Genomic DNA, 14,468 nt, shown 5'->3' on the forward strand with positions numbered 1-14,468 from the left:
CGCTGGTGCCCCGAGGCCCTGCGCTTCGCGCGGGGCGACGGGCCAGGGCCGGCGCGACCGCCTTCAGCCCTCCGGCAGCATGATCCGGAAGCACGCCCCGGTCTCGCAATCGTCCAGGCTGAGCGTGCCGCCGTTGATCGCGATCAGTTCGGCGGCGATCGGGAGCCCCAGTCCCGTGCCCCCTGAGCGCATGGAACCCTGGAACGGCGCGAACAGGTTCTCCCGGGCGCGGGCCGGCAGGCCGGGGCCGTTGTCGATGACCTGGATGGTCACCCGGCCGGGCTCGTCGCGGCTGGCTGCGACCCGAACCGCGGCGTCCGCCACCTGGGCGCCGTCGAGCGCCTGCACGGCGTTGCGGACGAGGTTGGCCAAAGCCCGGCCGAGCTGTTCCGGATCGGCCTGAACCGACAGGTCGCCCGCCGAGACTTGGACGGCGACGGGGTGAGCCGCCAGCGCGGCGAGATCGGGCAGCTCGGCGAAGATCGGCGCCAGCGGCGTCCTGGCGAGGAGCGGCGCCCGCTCGGCGACGCGCCCGTAGGCGAGGGTCGCCTCGCAGAAGCGGATCGCCCGGGCCAGCGTGCCCACCAGGCGGGGCGCCACCCGCTGCACGGTCGGATCGTCGGTCCCCTCCAGGCGGTCGCCCAGGAGCTGCGCGCCGGTGAGCAGGTTGCGCAGCTCATGGCTGATCTTACTGACGGCGAGCCCCAGCTCGGCGAGCCGCCGCTTCTGGCGGAGCTGGTCGGCGAGGCTGCGCTGCATCCGCCCGAGCGCCCGCTCGGCCTGCCCGATCTCGTCGCTGCGGCGGGACGGGGCGATGATCCGGCCGGCATCCTCCGGATCGTCCGAGAAGGCGGTGATGCTGGTGGCGAGCCGGCGTACGGGCCGCACGATCAGCACCTGCAGCACCACGAAGACGAGGCCCGCCGCCGCCGCCGCGATGATCAGCGACGAGACCAGGAGCCGGAGGGCATAATCGATCATCGCGGCCCGGAGCGGCGCCTCGTCGAGCAGGATCTCGACTCGGTCGAAGCCGATACCGCCCTCCCCGACCACGCGGATCGGCTCGCGCACCGGTGCCACCAGAGTGCGCCACGCGCCCCGGATCGCCGACAGGGCGGTGACCTCGCGCAGATCGACGGTGTCGGCGACCTGCTCGGGCATCGGCTCGATGGCGAGCAGCCGCTGGGCGCCGCCGCCGCGGACCGCGATGGCGCGGGCGTTGACGCCCGTCAGCAGGCGGCTCTCCAGAGCCTCCGAGACCGGCTCGCCCGTCCGGCCGTCGAGGACCAGGGCCGCGACCTGCGCGGCCGCCAGCCGGTCCGACATCCACTCGACCCGGTAGTTGGCCACCGCCGGCACGTAGGTCAGCACCTCGGCCACCACCACGAAGGCGACGGTGACGAGGAACAGCCGGCCGGACAGACCGAGGCGCGTCGCGCGCCGCTCGGGCAGGTCGCGGCTCTGGGTAGCCGCCGGCGCGGCGGTCGGATCAACCTGGACAGGCACGCCGGTCACACTCCGCGCGGGCATCGCGGACGAGGATCGGCGGAGTGAGGATTGAGATTGCTCGAGCCGAGGTCGGCCGTCGCGGGAGACATGTTCACAAGCCACAGATTCTCTAGCGGGAATACAGCGTCTGGCCGGTGAGCACTATACGATATTTACCCGGAAGCGGACGGATGTCGCCCACACCGGGGGAAAAGCCTGCCGACTTTGAATTATGGATATCATTTCCGTCGGGCACGCCGGCTCAGCAGAAGGCTACCGAGGGCGAAGACGGCCAGCATCGCCAGACCCGCCACCATCTTCGGGGTCACCAGCGCCCGCAGGGTCAAGGCGTTGTCGCAGCCGCCCGCGCCCGCGGCAAGGCAGGCGGCCTTGGCGGTCTCGTGAGCGGCGACCACGTCTTCGATCCCCGCCCCCGTGGTGGCGTACACGACGGCGCCCGGCAGCAATCCCAGGAAGGTGGCGAGCACGAAGACCCGCGGCTTCACCCCGAAGGCGGCGGGCGCGAGGTTGGTCACCCAGAACGGGAACAGGGGCAGGAGCCGCAGGACCGCGATGTAGCCGAAGGCGTCCCGCCGGAAGCCCTCGGCCAGCCCGGCGAGGCGCGTGCCGCCCATCCGGCGGAGCAGGTCGGCGCCGGGGCCACGGCCGATGGCGAACACAAGGGCCGCTCCCGTGGTGGCGGCGCAGACCGCGGTGAGCGCCCCCGGCACGATCCCGAACAGGAAGCCGCAGATCATCGTCAGGATCAGCGTGGCCGGCACCGACACCACGACGGCTCCGACGTAGAGGCAGTAGGCCGAGACCAGCGCGCGCCAATAGCCGGCCTCCACGAAGCCCCGCAGCCAGTCCCGCGAGGCGAGCAGACGGTCGAGGCTGAGGAGTTGGGCGGCGCCGGAGACGAGGACAGTCGCCGACACCGCGAGCAGCACGACCAGCGGCAGCCAGCGCCGCAGGCGCTTCCAGCGGCCCTCGGCGGCCGGCATGGAGGCCTCGCTCACCCGGGCTTGCGCATCCGCAGGATCTTGAAGAACCCGCCCGGGAAGGTCGGCTTCAGCCCGATTACCTCGACGCCGTTGCGCCGCGCCCAGGCCTCGATGCGGGTCGCCTTGAAGTCCGAGGACCAGCCGATCTTGGTGCAGAGTGGTGCCACGATCTCCTCGACGCGGGCAACCGGGCCGTCGCTCTGGCCGAAATGGTTGGCGAGCACGATGCCGCCGCCCGGGCGGACCACCCGCAGAAACTCGGACATCGCCGCCTCGGGATCCGGCACCAAGGTAATCAGAAACTGCGCCACCACGGCGTCGAAGCTCGCGTCGGCATAGCCCAGGTGGCAGACATCCATCACCTGCAGGCCCTTCACGTGGGACAGGTTCCGGCGGCGGACCTTGGCGCGGGCGCGCTTGAGCATGTCCTCGGAGAGGTCGACGCCGCAGACGAAGCTCGCCTTCGGATAGTAGCCCAGCGCGAGTCCGGTGCCGACGCCGGCCTCCAGGATCCGTGGCCCATGCTCGGCGGCAGCCTCGACAGCCGCGCGGGCGGCGGGCTCGGTGAGCTTGTCGTAGACCACGTCGTAGACGGGGGCCCAGCGCGCGTAGGCCTTGCGCATCAGGGCCGTGCTCGGCCCGGCCGTCTGCGGCTCGCTCAGCATCGTTCGAAGATTCCAGAGGTTGAGATCAGGCGGCCTCGCGGGGCCGGGCCGACAACGCGTCGACGCGCCGGATGGTGCCGCCGCCGAGAACCCGGGCGCGGGGCCCGTCATCGGCGTAGATCGCGCAGGCCTGGCCCGGCGACACGCCGTCCTCGGGCTCGGCGAGCACCACTTCGGCCGCGCCGTCCGGCCCGATCGTCAGCGTCGCCGGGCGCGGCGGCCGCGTGGACCGCACGCGCACCGCCACGGGCAGGTCGCGCACCGACGCCGCGGAGTCCTCGCCGATCCAGTTCAGATCCGAGAGGCGGATGCGGGTGGTGGCGAGCGCCGTGCGCGGGCCCACGACCACGCGGGCCGAATCCGGCTCGAGCCGCACCACGTAGAGGGGTTCCGGCCCGGACAGGCCGAGGCCCTTTCGCTGGCCGACCGTGTAATGGACGATGCCGTCGTGCCGGCCGAGCACGTGGCCCGCGAGATCGACGATCTCGCCCGGGCGGGCAGCGTCGGGGCGCAGGCGCGCGATGACGTCGCTGTAGCGGCCCTGCGGCACGAAGCAGATGTCCTGGCTGTCCGGCTTCTCGGCCAGCGACAAGCCGAGGTCCTTCGCCAGCGCGCGGGTCTCGGCCTTCTCCATCTCGCCCAGCGGGAAGCGCAGGAAGTCCAGCTGCTCGGCGGTGGTGGCGTAGAGGAAGTAGCTCTGGTCCCGGGCGGGGTCGAGGGCGCGATGCAGCGCCCGGCCGCCGCTCGGCAGCGCGCGGCTGGCGACGTAGTGCCCGGTGGCCAGCGCGTCGGCGTTCAGGTCCCGGGCGAGGCCGAGCAGATCGCGGAACTTCACCGTGCGGTTGCACTCGACGCAGGGGATCGGCGTCTCGCCGGCGAGGTAGCTCTCGGCAAATTTCTCGATGACTTCGTCGCGGAACCGATCCTCGTAATCGAGGACGTAGTGCGGGATGCCGAGATGCGCGGCTGCCGCGCGCGCGTCATTGATGTCCTGGCCGGCGCAGCAGGCGCCCCTACGGTGCGTCGCCGCGCCGTGGTCGTAGAGTTGGAGCGTGACGCCGACCACGTCGAAGCCCTGCCGCGTCAGCAGACCCGCCACCACGGAGGAATCGACGCCGCCCGACATGGCGACGACGACGCGCGTCTGGTGGGGGGCTTTGGGAAGATCGAGGGCGTTCATCGCGAGGATCCGCAGCCTCCGGCCCGGAAGCTTCCCGGCTGCACGGTGCGTCTATAGCGAGACTTCGTCCGGCTTTCCAGGGCAGCCGGGCCTGCCGGCATCACCGACCCGGCAGATCCTGCCGGGCGCGCGGCAGCTTCGTCCGCATCGAGGGCCGGCCTCCGCAGAGAAAACGCATATACCGCAGTACTTTGTACGTGAAGCCGGATGGCGCGTGCCTTGCTGCGAGGCAGGCGGAGAGGAGCCCGGCATGGCAAGCGGTGCGGCGGATCGGTTGGATGTCACCGCGGGGATTCCGTCCGCGCGGAGTCCGTCCACGCGATCGAGCTGGGAGGCAGCGGGCGTCGAGGCCCGGTCCGGCACGTCCGCGCAGGACCGCTTCGGCGCGGCCTTGAACGCCGCGCAGGCGCAGGACGACGCGGCGGCGACCCGGGCCCGGGCGGCGAGCCAGCGCGACGCGGCGGCGACGACGCAGGCCCGGCAGGCGCTCCAGCGTGATCAGGCCGACGTGAGCCGCGCGGCGTCGGCGCGCGCGCGGGATTCCTCCGTCCAGGCCGACGCCCGGGCCTCTGACCTTCGGGCCGACGCCGCCAAGCCGGCGACCGGTGCGCCGGTTCGCCCACAGAGCATCGCGCAGGTGGGCGCGCCGTCCGCCCAGGCCGGCGCGCCGGCGGACAAGAAGGACACGACGGCCATACCGCAGCCCGGTCCCACGGAGCGAACCGCCGCGCCGCCCTCCGAGGCGACCGCGCCGGCCCGGGAAGCGGCCGCCGCTCCCGCCGCCGCCGACACCCAAGCCACGGCCCAGACCGACTCGGAGATGTCATCGCAACAGGCCGACGCCAACCAGCCGCAGACGCCTGATCCGGTCCCAACACCGGTGATTGCTGATCCGGCTGCCGCGCTCCTCGCCCTGCTCGCGACCCTGGGCGAAGGCGGCCCGGTCCGCACGGCCGTCGCTGCGACCGATGCCACCGAGACCGGTTCGGAAGACGCCCCCGCGGACGGGTCGGTCAGCCCACCGAAGGCGGGCGGCGCAGGTCCATCCCTCCCGGCCCTATCGGGTCTGCCGACCGGTGGCGCGGCGAGTGGCCTTCCCGCGAACCAGGCGGCTGCGCCTGGAACCGCCGCGACGACCCCCGTGGCTGCGGTTCAGGGCAAGGCCGGCAAGGGCGCCGCGCCCGTCGAGGCCGCTCCGGCCGCGTCGGGCGACGCCGCCGAAACCGCCGCCACCAAGGGCACGGATTTTCTCGCGGCCCTGGCCGAGGCCAGCCAGGATGGCGGTCAGAGCCTCGCGGCGGGTCCGGCCGCCACCCCCCAGGGAGCGCCGCCTGTCCAGGGCTCGCCGCCGCCGACCGGCCCCACGGCGGCGTCCGCCGGGCCTTCGGCCACTGGACAGGCCGCCGCGACGCCGCAGACCGCCGCGCCGGTTCAGACGGAGGCCGCCATCCCCATCGGGCAGGTGCCGATGGCCATCGGCCTGCGCTCCCTCGGCGGCTCGAACGAGTTCCAGATCCGGCTCGACCCGGCCGAGCTCGGGCGGATCGACGTCAAGCTCGCGATCGATAAGGCGCACGGCACGGTCATGACCCACCTCGTGGTCGACCGGCCCGAGACCCTGGCGATGCTCCAGCGCGACGCCGGCCAGTTGCAGCAGGCCCTGTCCCAGGCCGGCCTCGACCCCTCGGGCGGCGGCCTCAACCTGTCGCTGCGCGGCGACGGCAGCGCCCAGGGTGGCGGCGGCAGCCAGCAGGACAACGCGCCCCGCGGCGGCGCGGTCTCATGGAACCGGGATCAGGCCGAGGCGCCGCAGGAGATCATCGCCCCGACCCGGTGGCTGCGCGGCTACGGCGGCGTCGACATCCGGATCTAGGGCATTGGACGCGGGACGCGGCCCCCGGCCCTCCTGCAAGGCAACGACTTTGACGCGCGGACAGCGCGGACCGACCTGGCACGGGAGAGAGCAGCGTGACGACCGGCATATCGAGCACCACAGCCACTACGGCCACGGCGGCATCCTCGGCGGCCAGCAGCGGCAACGCCACCGAGATCGCCAGCAACTTCACGCAGTTTCTGACGCTGCTCACCACGCAGCTCAAGAACCAGAACCCCCTCGACCCGATGGACACCAACCAGTTCACGCAGCAGCTGGTGCAGTTCGCCGGCGTCGAGCAGCAGCTCAAGACCAACGACCGGCTCGACAGCATCCTGAGCGCGTCTCAATCCGCGAGCTCGGCCTCGGCCACCAGCTACATCGGCAAGACCATCACGGCGGACGGCAGCACGTCGCAGTTATCCAACGGCTCGGCCTCGTGGAGTCTGACCCCGGCCCGCGCCGCCTCGAAGGCCGTGATCACGATCCTGGACTCGAAGAACAACGTCGTGGCCACGCAGACCACGTCGCTGGCCGCCGGAAGCCAGACCTACACGTGGAACGGCAAGACCTCGGCCGGCCTCACCTCGGCGGCCGGCAATTATTCCATCAAGGTCTCGGCCACCGACGCCACGGGCGCCAGCGTCGCCGTCGACACGAGCCTGACCGGCACGGTGGACGAGGTCGATCTCAGCGGAACGACGCCGATCCTGATGATCGGCTCGCAGAAAGTGCCCCTGTCCAGCGTGCAGACCATCGGGTTGTCCACAAGTGGCACTTAACGAATCACATCCGAGTGACTCGCTTCAACATCTCTTAAGCGGGCGCAAGTACATTCAACGCTCGACAGGTCAGTCGAGTGTAGAGCGTATCATGACCGAACCGAGCCGCCCGAGAGTGAAGTACGTGATCGGGCCCGACGGCAGCCCCCTGACGATCGCGGACCTCCCGCCGCCGAGCACCCGCCGCTGGGTGATCCGCCGCAAGGCCGAGGTCGTAGCCGCCGTGCGCGGCGGTCTCCTCAGCCTGGAGGAGGCCTGCAAGCGCTACACCCTGACCACCGAGGAATTCCTGAGCTGGCAGTTCTCGATTGACCAGCACGGGCTCGCCGGCCTTCGGACGACGCGGATCCAGCATTACCGGCACTGAGCCACGGCGTTTCCGCCGCGTCCCCCGTTCCGGACCGCCGCGGCAGTGCCTGGACCGACGGAATGGTCTCCCTCACGAAGCCGCGTCCGCACCCCGGGCGCGGCTTTTCGCGTTCCGGGCCGCCGTCGAGGCCCGGCATTAACGCCCCGCTAACCACGTCCTGGGCAAATTCTGCCGGGCGGGCCGCAGGGGCCCGCCCCGCGTTTCGAGTGCAGCGAACCCTCCCGTGAAGCCGGTCCTCGATCTCGTCACGAAGCTCGGACCGGCCCGGATCGCCGCCATGGCGGCCGTGACCCTGACGCTGATCGGCTTCTTCGCCTTCATCATCCTTCGGGTCTCGCGCCCCGACCTGGGCGTGCTGTTCTCCGACCTGTCGATGCAGGATTCGGCCGCCGTCGTCCGCGAACTCGACAGCCGCGGCATCCGCTACGAGACCAAGGGCGACGCCGGTCAGACCATCATGGCGCCGCGTGCCGACCTCGCGAAGCTGCGCATGGACCTCGCCGGCAAGGGCCTGCCGGTGCAGGGTGGCGTCGGGTACGAGATCTTCGACAAGGGCGACGCGTTCTCGTCCACAAACTTCGTGCAGAACGTGAACCACCTGCGCGCCCTCGAGGGCGAGCTCGCCCGCTCGATCCGGGCGATCGGCCGGGTCCAGGCCGCCCGCGTCCATCTCGTGCTGCCGGAGCGCCGCCTGTTCGAGCGCGACCGGGAGACCCCGAGCGCCGCCATTGTGCTGAAGCTCATGGGAGACCTCGATGCCGGGCAGGTCCGGGCGATCCGCCACCTCGCGGCCTCCGCGGTGGAGGGCCTGAAGCCCGACCGCGTCTCCATCGTGGACGAGCGCGGCCGGCTGCTCGCCGACGGCGCGAAGGGTGCCGAGGCCGACGCCGCCAGCGGGTTCGAGGACCGGCAGGTCGGCCTGGAGCGGCGCCTGCGCGGCCAGATCGAGGACGTGGTCGCCGGCATCGTCGGCCCGGGCCGGGCCCGCGTCCAGGTCAATGCCGAACTCGACCTTAACCGGATCGAGAGCCGCTCCGAGACCTTCGATCCCGAGAGCCGGGTGGTCCGCTCCGCCCAGACCCGCACCGAGTCGGCGCTGACCGCCAACGCCGACGGGCAGGTCAGCGTCGGCAACGAGCTGCCGGGCGCGAACGGTGGCGACAAGGCGCCGGCGCCGAAGGACGCGACCAACAAGAACGAGGAGACCACGAACTACGAGATCTCCCGCGTCACCAAGACGGAGATCGCCGAGGGCGGCCGGATCAAGCGCCTGTCGGTGGCGGTGGTGGTCGACGGCGTCTACGCCACCGCGCCCGACGGGAAGCAGACCTACAGCCCGCGCGCGCCCGCCGAGATCGAGCGGATCACCGCGCTCGTGCGCAGCGCCGTCGGCTTCGACAAGGCGCGCGGCGACCAGATCGAAGTGGTCAACCTGCGCTTCGCCGAGGCCCCGAGCGTGCCGCAATTCACCGAGCCGACGCTGATGCAGTCGCTGCTCGCGCCCACCAAGGAGGACGTGTTGCGCATGGCCGAGCTCGCCGTGCTCGCGCTCCTCACATTGATCGTCCTGCTGACGGTGGTGCGGCCGCTGGTGCGGCAGGTGCTGGCGCCGGTGCCGGCGCCGCCATCGCTCGCCGGCCCCGGGATCAGCCTGCCCGGCGACGCGGCCGTGACCGTGAGCCCCGGCGGGACCGTCACGGTCATCGACCGCGACAACCCGACCGCCCGGCTGATGGAGTTCGCCAAGATCAACGGCCAGGTCCAGGCCGAGACGGTCCAGCGCGTCGTCGACATGGTCCGGGCGAGCCCGTCCGAGACCGTCGAGGTGCTGCGCACCTGGATCCAGGAAGAGTGACGCGTAGGGATTCGAGGGCAGCACGATGGCGGCGGGAGCACTAGGTCTGGCGAACACCCTGACGGCCGTGGGCGGCGATTCGTTCGCGTCGATGCCCGGCCCGCAGCGCGCCGCCGCGCTCCTCCTGATGCTCGGTGAGGAGGAAGGCGCGCCGATCTGGCAGATGCTGGAAGAGGAGGAGATCAAGAAGGTCAGCCACGCCATGGTCCAGCTCGGGACGCTGGAGGCGGCGACGGTCGAGAAGCTGATCATCGAGTTCGTGACGAAGCTCGGCAACAGCGGCGGCATCTCGTCGAACTTCGAGCGGACCGAGGCGCTGCTCCTGAAGATCTTCCCGAGCGATCAGGTCTCGCTGATCATGGCGGAGATCAAGGGCGCCTCCGGCAAGCGCGTCTGGGCCTCGATCGCCCAGGTGGACCCGGAGATCCTCGCCTCGTTCCTGCGCAACGAGTACCCGCAGACCGTCGCGGTCGTGCTCTCGCGGGTGCGGGCCGACTACGCCGCCAAGGTGCTCACCATCCTGCCCGAGGATTTCGCCATCGATTGCCTCAACCGGATGCTGCGCATGGAGACGGTGCAGAAGGAGGCCCTGCGCCACATCGAGGAGACGCTGCGGGTCGAGTTCGTCTCGACCATCGCGCAGACCCAGCGCCGCGACGCGCACGAGATGATGGCCGACGTGTTCAATGCCTTCGACCGGCAGACGGAGGGCCGCTTCCTCGCTGCCCTCGACCAGGCGAACCGCGGCTCGGCCAAGCGCATCCGCGAGCTGATGTTCACCTTCGAGGATCTGCTGAAGCTCGATCCGGGCAGCGTCCAGACCCTGATGCGCCAGGTCGACAACGAGACCCTGTGCCGCGCGCTCAAGGGCGGCAACGAGACGACCCGGGGCTTCTTCATGAAGCAGATGTCGGCCCGCGCCGCCAAGAACCTCACCGACGAGATGGCCTCCCTCGGCCCGGTCCGCCTCAAGGAGGTGGATGAGGCGCAGGCCAGGATGACCGAGATCGCCAAGGACCTCGCCGAGAAGGGCGAGATCATGATCGCCAAGAATAGCGCCGAGGAGGAGCTGGTCTATTGAGCCCCCAGACCGCCCGGAGCGCGAAGCCGTTCCTGTTCGAGACCGACTTCCGCAGCGGCCGCCCGAGCGCCGAGGCGCAGCGCGTCGCCGAGGCCTCCGCCCGCGCCGAGGCGGAGGCGCATGCCCGCGGCCTTCAGGAGGGCCGTGCCCAGGCCGAGGCGCAGGCGCAGGGTCGGCTCGCCGACGCGATGACCCGGCTGGCGCTGGCCGCCGCGGGCCTCCTCGCCCAGGCCGATGCCCGGGACGCCGAGCGCGAGGCGCAGGCCGTCGAGGTCGCCATGCTGATCGCCCGCAAGGTCGCGGGCGACGCCCTCGACGCCGCCCCGCTGGCCGGCATCGGCGAGGCCGCGCGGACGGCGCTCCAGCACCTGCGCGGCGTGCCCCACCTCGTGGTGCGCGTGCATGACGGCCTCGTGGAGGAGGCCGAGACCCTGGTGAAGCGCCTCGCCCGCGAGCGCGGCTACGAGGGTCGCCTCGTGGTCCTGGGCGACCCCGACATGGCGGCGGGCGATGCCCGCATCGAGTGGGCGGATGGCGGCATCGTGCGCGAGCGCGCCCGCATCGAGGCGTCCGTCCTCGACGCCCTCGGCCTGGCCCCGAGCCCCTGAAGGAACCCGGATGTCCGACGATTTCAGCCTGCCCCAGCTCGGCGACCACGACCCGGACTACGTGGGCGACTCGATCCGCGACGCGCCCACGACCCCGAAGACCGCCTCCGACCTGGAGCAGCTCTTCGACGTGCCCGTGATGGTCTCGGCGGTGCTGGGCTCTGCCCGGATGCCGATCGGCGACCTGCTCCGGCTGGCGCCGGGGGCCGTGCTCGAACTCGACCGCAAGGTCGGCGAGGCGATCGACGTGTTCGTCAACAACCGGCTGGTGGCCCGCGGCGAGGTCGTCCTCGTCGAGGACCGGCTCGGGGTGACGATGACCGAGATCGTCAAGGGTGAATGAGATGTCGGCAGCGGCGCCGGTGACGGCCGACCGCGCCTCGCGCTTTGAGAGGGACGAACCATGCGGCTCCTGATGATCGGGCGGCTCAACGGCGAGCTGATCACCGCCTCGAAGATCGCCATGCAGCGCGGCGCGACCGTGACGCAGGCCGATGCCGTGCCGCAGGGCCTCAACGTCCTGCGCGCCCGCGGCGCCGACCTGATCATGATCGACGTCTCGCTGCCGATCCGGGACCTCGTCTCCGCCCTGGAGGCGGAGCGGATCCGTACGCCGGTGGTCGCCTGCGGGGTCTCCGCGGACGCGCAGGCCGCCGTGGCGGCGATCCGGGCCGGCGCCAAGGAGTACATCCCGCTCCCGCCCGACCCCGAGATGATCGCCGCGGTGCTGGAGGCGGTCACCACCGACCGCGCCGCCTTCGTGTGGCGTGATCCGTCCATGGAGCGGGTGGTCAAGCTGGCCGAGCAGGTCGCGCGCTCGGAGGCCTCGGTGCTGATCACCGGCGAGAGCGGCACCGGCAAGGAGGTCCTGGCCCGACACGTCCACCAGAAGTCCAATCGGGCTTCCAAGCCCTTCGTGTCGGTCAACTGCGCTGCAATCCCCGAGGCGCTTCTCGAATCCGAGCTGTTCGGCCACGAGAAGGGCGCCTTCACCGGCGCCGTCGCCCGGCGGATCGGCCGCTTCGAGGAGGCCAATGGCGGCACCCTGCTCCTCGACGAGATCTCCGAGATGGATGTGCGCCTGCAGTCGAAGCTGCTGCGCGCCCTGCAGGAGCGGGTGATCGATCGTGTCGGCGGAACCGCCCCGGTGCGGGTCGACATCCGCGTGCTCGCCACCTCGAACCGCAACCTCGTGGAGGAGGTCCGCAAGGGCACGTTCCGCGAGGACCTGTTCTACCGGCTCAACGTCGTTTCGCTGAAGCTGCCGCCCCTGCGCGAACGGCCGGCCGACATCCTCGAGCTCGCCGACCATTTCGCCCGGAAATACGCCGCGGTGAACGGGGTTCCGCCCCGCCCGCTCTCCGCCGAGGCCCGGTCGGTGGTTGTGAAGAACCCCTGGCGCGGCAACGTGCGGGAGCTGGAGAACACCCTGCACCGGGCGGTGCTGCTGGCCTCGGGCGAGGCGATCGGCCCGGAGGCGATCCTCTCGCCGGAGGGCGAGGCCTTCGCCGCCGAGGGGCCGGCGGCCCGCGCCGCCCAGGCCGCGGAGGCGGCGACGCGGGGGCTGGTGGGGCGGACGGTGGCGCAGGTCGAGTGCGACCTGATCCTCGACACCCTCGACCATTGCCTCGGCAACCGCACCCACGCGGCCAAGATCCTCGGCATCTCGATCCGGACCCTGCGCAACAAGCTCAACGAGTACGTCTCGGCGGGCCTGGAAGTCGCCGAGCCCGGCAGCGTGCGGGCGAGCGCGGCCTTCGGGTAGGCAGACGGCGCGCCGATCCGGCGTGCCAGTCCGAGCCGCGCGGGCCGGGTCGGACCTAGCGCCGCCGGCCCTGCGCGGCCTTGTCGTCCGCGTTCTGAACCGCGAAAGCCTGTTCGAGCTTGCGGAGCGACTGGTAGCGGGCGACGTCCCCCTCGATGTCGCGGATCGTTTCCTCGACGAGATGTCGCTGGAGGGCCACGCGCGGATCGCCGGGGGACAGCGCCTCGCGCTCCTGCAGGCGGAGCACGGCCTGCCGCACGACGGAGTAGACCGCCTCGCGCTCCTCCCGGGTCATCGAGGGCTGGATCGCCTTCGCGACGAGATCGGAGAAATCCGACATGGACGGTTAGACTTCGCTCTTCCACCGGGCCGCCCGGACCGCCGGGCCGCCTCCCTCTACAGACGAGGCCGCGCGGGATCCAGATCCCGCGCGCGGCAGCGGCCTACATCCGCTGGTCGCGGATGCCCGCGATCAGGAGGGAGGACGAGCTCCAGATCACCAGGAAGCAGAAGAACGACACGATCAGGGTGTGCCACCGCTCGGGATAGAGGCTGTCGGTGGGCAGGACCGGTGGCACGAAGGTCGCCAGGAAGATGTGCTGCTTCGTCGCCGAGACCCGGGCCCGGTCGAGCAGCATGCGGGCCGATTCCTCCAGCTTCTCGGCGATGGTCCGCTCGACCATCAGCCCCTCGTACTGGACCAGTGCCTCGGTCAGGTTCTGGCCGCCCGCCGTGCTGGCATTGGTCAATTCGGCCTGCAGTGTCTTCATCTGCTGCTCGATGGCCGCGACGTTGGAGACCAGGACCTGGATCGAGCGGGACCGCTCGTCGAGGTTCGATCCCCGCAGGACCTGCAGCTCGTTCTCGGCCTTCAGCTTGTCCTTCCGCAGGAGCATCATGGTGGTCATCGTCCCCTCGGCCGTCTTGACCGGGTCGATCACGCCCCATTGATTGCGGAAGTTCTGCAGCGCGAGATGGGCCTGGCGGAGCCGATCCTGGGCGGTCTTGGCGTCGGATTCCGCCTGAGTCACCATGTCGGCCTGCGCGCGCTTCGAGATGTCGTTGATCAGCGCCTCGGCGCGCTTCACGACCTCGCGGGCGATGGTCAGGGCGTCCTCGGGCGTGAAGGCCCGGACCGACAGGCGGATCACGCCCGAGATCGAGTCGATATGCGCGTCGACGTGCTTGCGCCAGTATTTGGTGAGATCCTCGATCGGGTCGTTCGCGCTGAAGCGTGCCCAGAAATCCCCTTCGCGGCGCGAGAACATCTTCGAGATGCCGATGCTCTTCTCCAGAGCCTCGACCATGGTCTGGCTGGTGATGTAGTCGCGGACGATGAAGCTGTCCTGGCTGTTGTGCTTCTGGATCAGGTTCGTGAACTGACCCAGCGCGATGTTCTCCATCGGCTCGACGTTGCCGCGCACGGCGAACTGGGCCTCGGCGATGTACTGGTTGGACGCGAAGGCGAACAGGTACAAACCGACCACGAGGGTCGGAAGCAGCACGAACAGGCTGACGCGGCGGATCAGCCGGGACGCGTAGCTCGATGTATCCTCCCGGCGCGGGCGCAGGCCCGGCAGCCGCGTCCAGTCCAGGCGAGACCGGACCGAGGCGACCAGCGCCCGGGCCGTACGCTTCTCCGGCACGGGCCGGATCGTCTCCGCGCTGCGCCGGAGTTCGGGCAGCGGCGAGGCGGTGAACGTCACGAGTTCGGCTTCGCGCGTGTCGTCCTTGACGTCGTCGAAGTTCATCCGCTCATTGTTCCTGGATCTGCGCCGGTCCCGCTGCTGCGGCGCC

At 71.1% G+C, this 14,468-nt stretch carries 14 protein-coding genes; 8 read left to right on the forward strand and 6 right to left on the reverse strand.

The window, feature by feature from the left end; genetic code table 11:
- Positions 1–63: 63 nt before the first annotated feature.
- The 4 genes from MMSR116_RS03415 to mnmA form a co-directional block, all read right to left on the reverse strand.
- A complete protein-coding gene (locus tag MMSR116_RS03415; RefSeq protein WP_039893101.1) occupies positions 64–1,530 on the reverse strand; it encodes a sensor histidine kinase in 1,467 nt (488 codons plus the stop codon).
- 197 nt (positions 1,531–1,727) lie between these two features.
- On the reverse strand, positions 1,728–2,492 hold the full coding sequence (locus MMSR116_RS03420) for a TVP38/TMEM64 family protein (protein ID WP_010683733.1): 765 nt from the start codon (positions 2,490–2,492) through the stop codon (positions 1,728–1,730).
- 11 nt (positions 2,493–2,503) lie between these two features.
- A complete protein-coding gene (locus MMSR116_RS03425) occupies positions 2,504–3,157 on the reverse strand; it encodes a class I SAM-dependent methyltransferase (RefSeq protein WP_010683732.1) in 654 nt (217 codons plus the stop codon).
- A gap of 25 nt (positions 3,158–3,182) precedes the next feature.
- The gene (mnmA, locus tag MMSR116_RS03430; RefSeq protein WP_010683731.1) at positions 3,183–4,337 is read right to left on the reverse strand and encodes a tRNA 2-thiouridine(34) synthase MnmA; all 1,155 of its coding nucleotides are present in this window, start codon (positions 4,335–4,337) and stop codon (positions 3,183–3,185) included.
- A 250-nt stretch (positions 4,338–4,587) separates the two neighbouring features.
- On the opposite strand from mnmA, the gene MMSR116_RS03435 reads away from it, so the two are divergent.
- The 8 genes from MMSR116_RS03435 to flbD all read left to right on the forward strand — a co-directional run bounded on the left by MMSR116_RS03435 (position 4,588) and on the right by flbD (position 12,671).
- A complete protein-coding gene (locus MMSR116_RS03435; protein WP_010683730.1) occupies positions 4,588–6,210 on the forward strand; it encodes a flagellar hook-length control protein FliK in 1,623 nt (540 codons plus the stop codon).
- Positions 6,211–6,305: 95 nt separating this feature from the next.
- Positions 6,306–6,992 (forward strand): flagellar hook assembly protein FlgD, encoded by a 687-nt coding sequence (locus MMSR116_RS03440; protein WP_010683729.1) that lies wholly within the window; start codon positions 6,306–6,308, stop codon positions 6,990–6,992.
- A 91-nt stretch (positions 6,993–7,083) separates the two neighbouring features.
- A complete protein-coding gene (locus MMSR116_RS03445) occupies positions 7,084–7,359 on the forward strand; it encodes a DUF1153 domain-containing protein (RefSeq protein ID WP_007569077.1) in 276 nt (91 codons plus the stop codon).
- Between the two features lie 226 nt (positions 7,360–7,585).
- Entirely contained in the window at positions 7,586–9,217 is a 1,632-nt protein-coding gene (gene fliF / locus MMSR116_RS03450) for a flagellar basal-body MS-ring/collar protein FliF (RefSeq protein ID WP_010683728.1), read from the forward strand.
- A 25-nt stretch (positions 9,218–9,242) separates the two neighbouring features.
- Positions 9,243–10,298, forward strand: a complete 1,056-nt coding sequence (locus MMSR116_RS03455; RefSeq protein WP_010683727.1) for a flagellar motor switch protein FliG — start codon at positions 9,243–9,245, stop codon at positions 10,296–10,298.
- Entirely contained in the window at positions 10,295–10,906 is a 612-nt protein-coding gene (locus MMSR116_RS03460; protein WP_010683726.1) for a FliH/SctL family protein, read from the forward strand. Before MMSR116_RS03455 ends, MMSR116_RS03460 begins: the two co-directional genes overlap by 4 nt.
- A 10-nt stretch (positions 10,907–10,916) precedes the next feature.
- Positions 10,917–11,249 (forward strand): flagellar motor switch protein FliN, encoded by a 333-nt coding sequence (gene fliN, locus MMSR116_RS03465; protein WP_010683725.1) that lies wholly within the window; start codon positions 10,917–10,919, stop codon positions 11,247–11,249.
- A 60-nt stretch (positions 11,250–11,309) separates the two neighbouring features.
- A complete protein-coding gene (gene flbD, locus MMSR116_RS03470) occupies positions 11,310–12,671 on the forward strand; it encodes a sigma-54-dependent transcriptional regulator FlbD (RefSeq protein ID WP_010683724.1) in 1,362 nt (453 codons plus the stop codon).
- A 55-nt stretch (positions 12,672–12,726) separates the two neighbouring features.
- Here the strand turns inward: flbD and MMSR116_RS03475 are convergent, their stop codons facing one another.
- Both MMSR116_RS03475 and MMSR116_RS03480 read right to left on the reverse strand, forming a co-directional pair.
- Positions 12,727–13,011 carry a hypothetical protein gene (locus tag MMSR116_RS03475; RefSeq protein WP_010683723.1) on the reverse strand — a complete coding sequence of 95 codons (285 nt, stop codon included), beginning with the start codon at positions 13,009–13,011 and terminating at the stop codon, positions 12,727–12,729.
- A 103-nt stretch (positions 13,012–13,114) separates the two neighbouring features.
- Positions 13,115–14,422, reverse strand: a complete 1,308-nt coding sequence (locus MMSR116_RS03480) for an LPS biosynthesis protein (RefSeq protein WP_010683722.1) — start codon at positions 14,420–14,422, stop codon at positions 13,115–13,117.
- Positions 14,423–14,468: the final 46 nt, after the last annotated feature.

Origin of the sequence: Methylobacterium mesophilicum SR1.6/6 (assembly GCF_000364445.2) — a bacterium.
Classification (GTDB): Bacteria; Pseudomonadota; Alphaproteobacteria; order Rhizobiales; family Beijerinckiaceae; genus Methylobacterium; species Methylobacterium mesophilicum_A.

Coding starts and splice junctions, on each gene's coding strand:
- MMSR116_RS03415 (WP_039893101.1), bottom strand. CDS start 1,530: ATGCCCGCGCGGAGTGTGACCGGCGTGCCTGTCCAGGTTGATCCGACC.
- MMSR116_RS03420 (WP_010683733.1), bottom strand. CDS start 2,492: ATGCCGGCCGCCGAGGGCCGCTGGAAGCGCCTGCGGCGCTGGCTGCCG.
- MMSR116_RS03425 (WP_010683732.1), bottom strand. CDS start 3,157: ATGCTGAGCGAGCCGCAGACGGCCGGGCCGAGCACGGCCCTGATGCGC.
- mnmA (WP_010683731.1), bottom strand. CDS start 4,337: ATGAACGCCCTCGATCTTCCCAAAGCCCCCCACCAGACGCGCGTCGTC.
- MMSR116_RS03435 (WP_010683730.1), top strand. CDS start 4,588: ATGGCAAGCGGTGCGGCGGATCGGTTGGATGTCACCGCGGGGATTCCG.
- MMSR116_RS03445 (WP_007569077.1), top strand. CDS start 7,084: ATGACCGAACCGAGCCGCCCGAGAGTGAAGTACGTGATCGGGCCCGAC.
- MMSR116_RS03455 (WP_010683727.1), top strand. CDS start 9,243: ATGGCGGCGGGAGCACTAGGTCTGGCGAACACCCTGACGGCCGTGGGC.
- fliN (WP_010683725.1), top strand. CDS start 10,917: ATGTCCGACGATTTCAGCCTGCCCCAGCTCGGCGACCACGACCCGGAC.
- flbD (WP_010683724.1), top strand. CDS start 11,310: ATGCGGCTCCTGATGATCGGGCGGCTCAACGGCGAGCTGATCACCGCC.
- MMSR116_RS03475 (WP_010683723.1), bottom strand. CDS start 13,011: ATGTCGGATTTCTCCGATCTCGTCGCGAAGGCGATCCAGCCCTCGATG.
- MMSR116_RS03480 (WP_010683722.1), bottom strand. CDS start 14,422: ATGAACTTCGACGACGTCAAGGACGACACGCGCGAAGCCGAACTCGTG.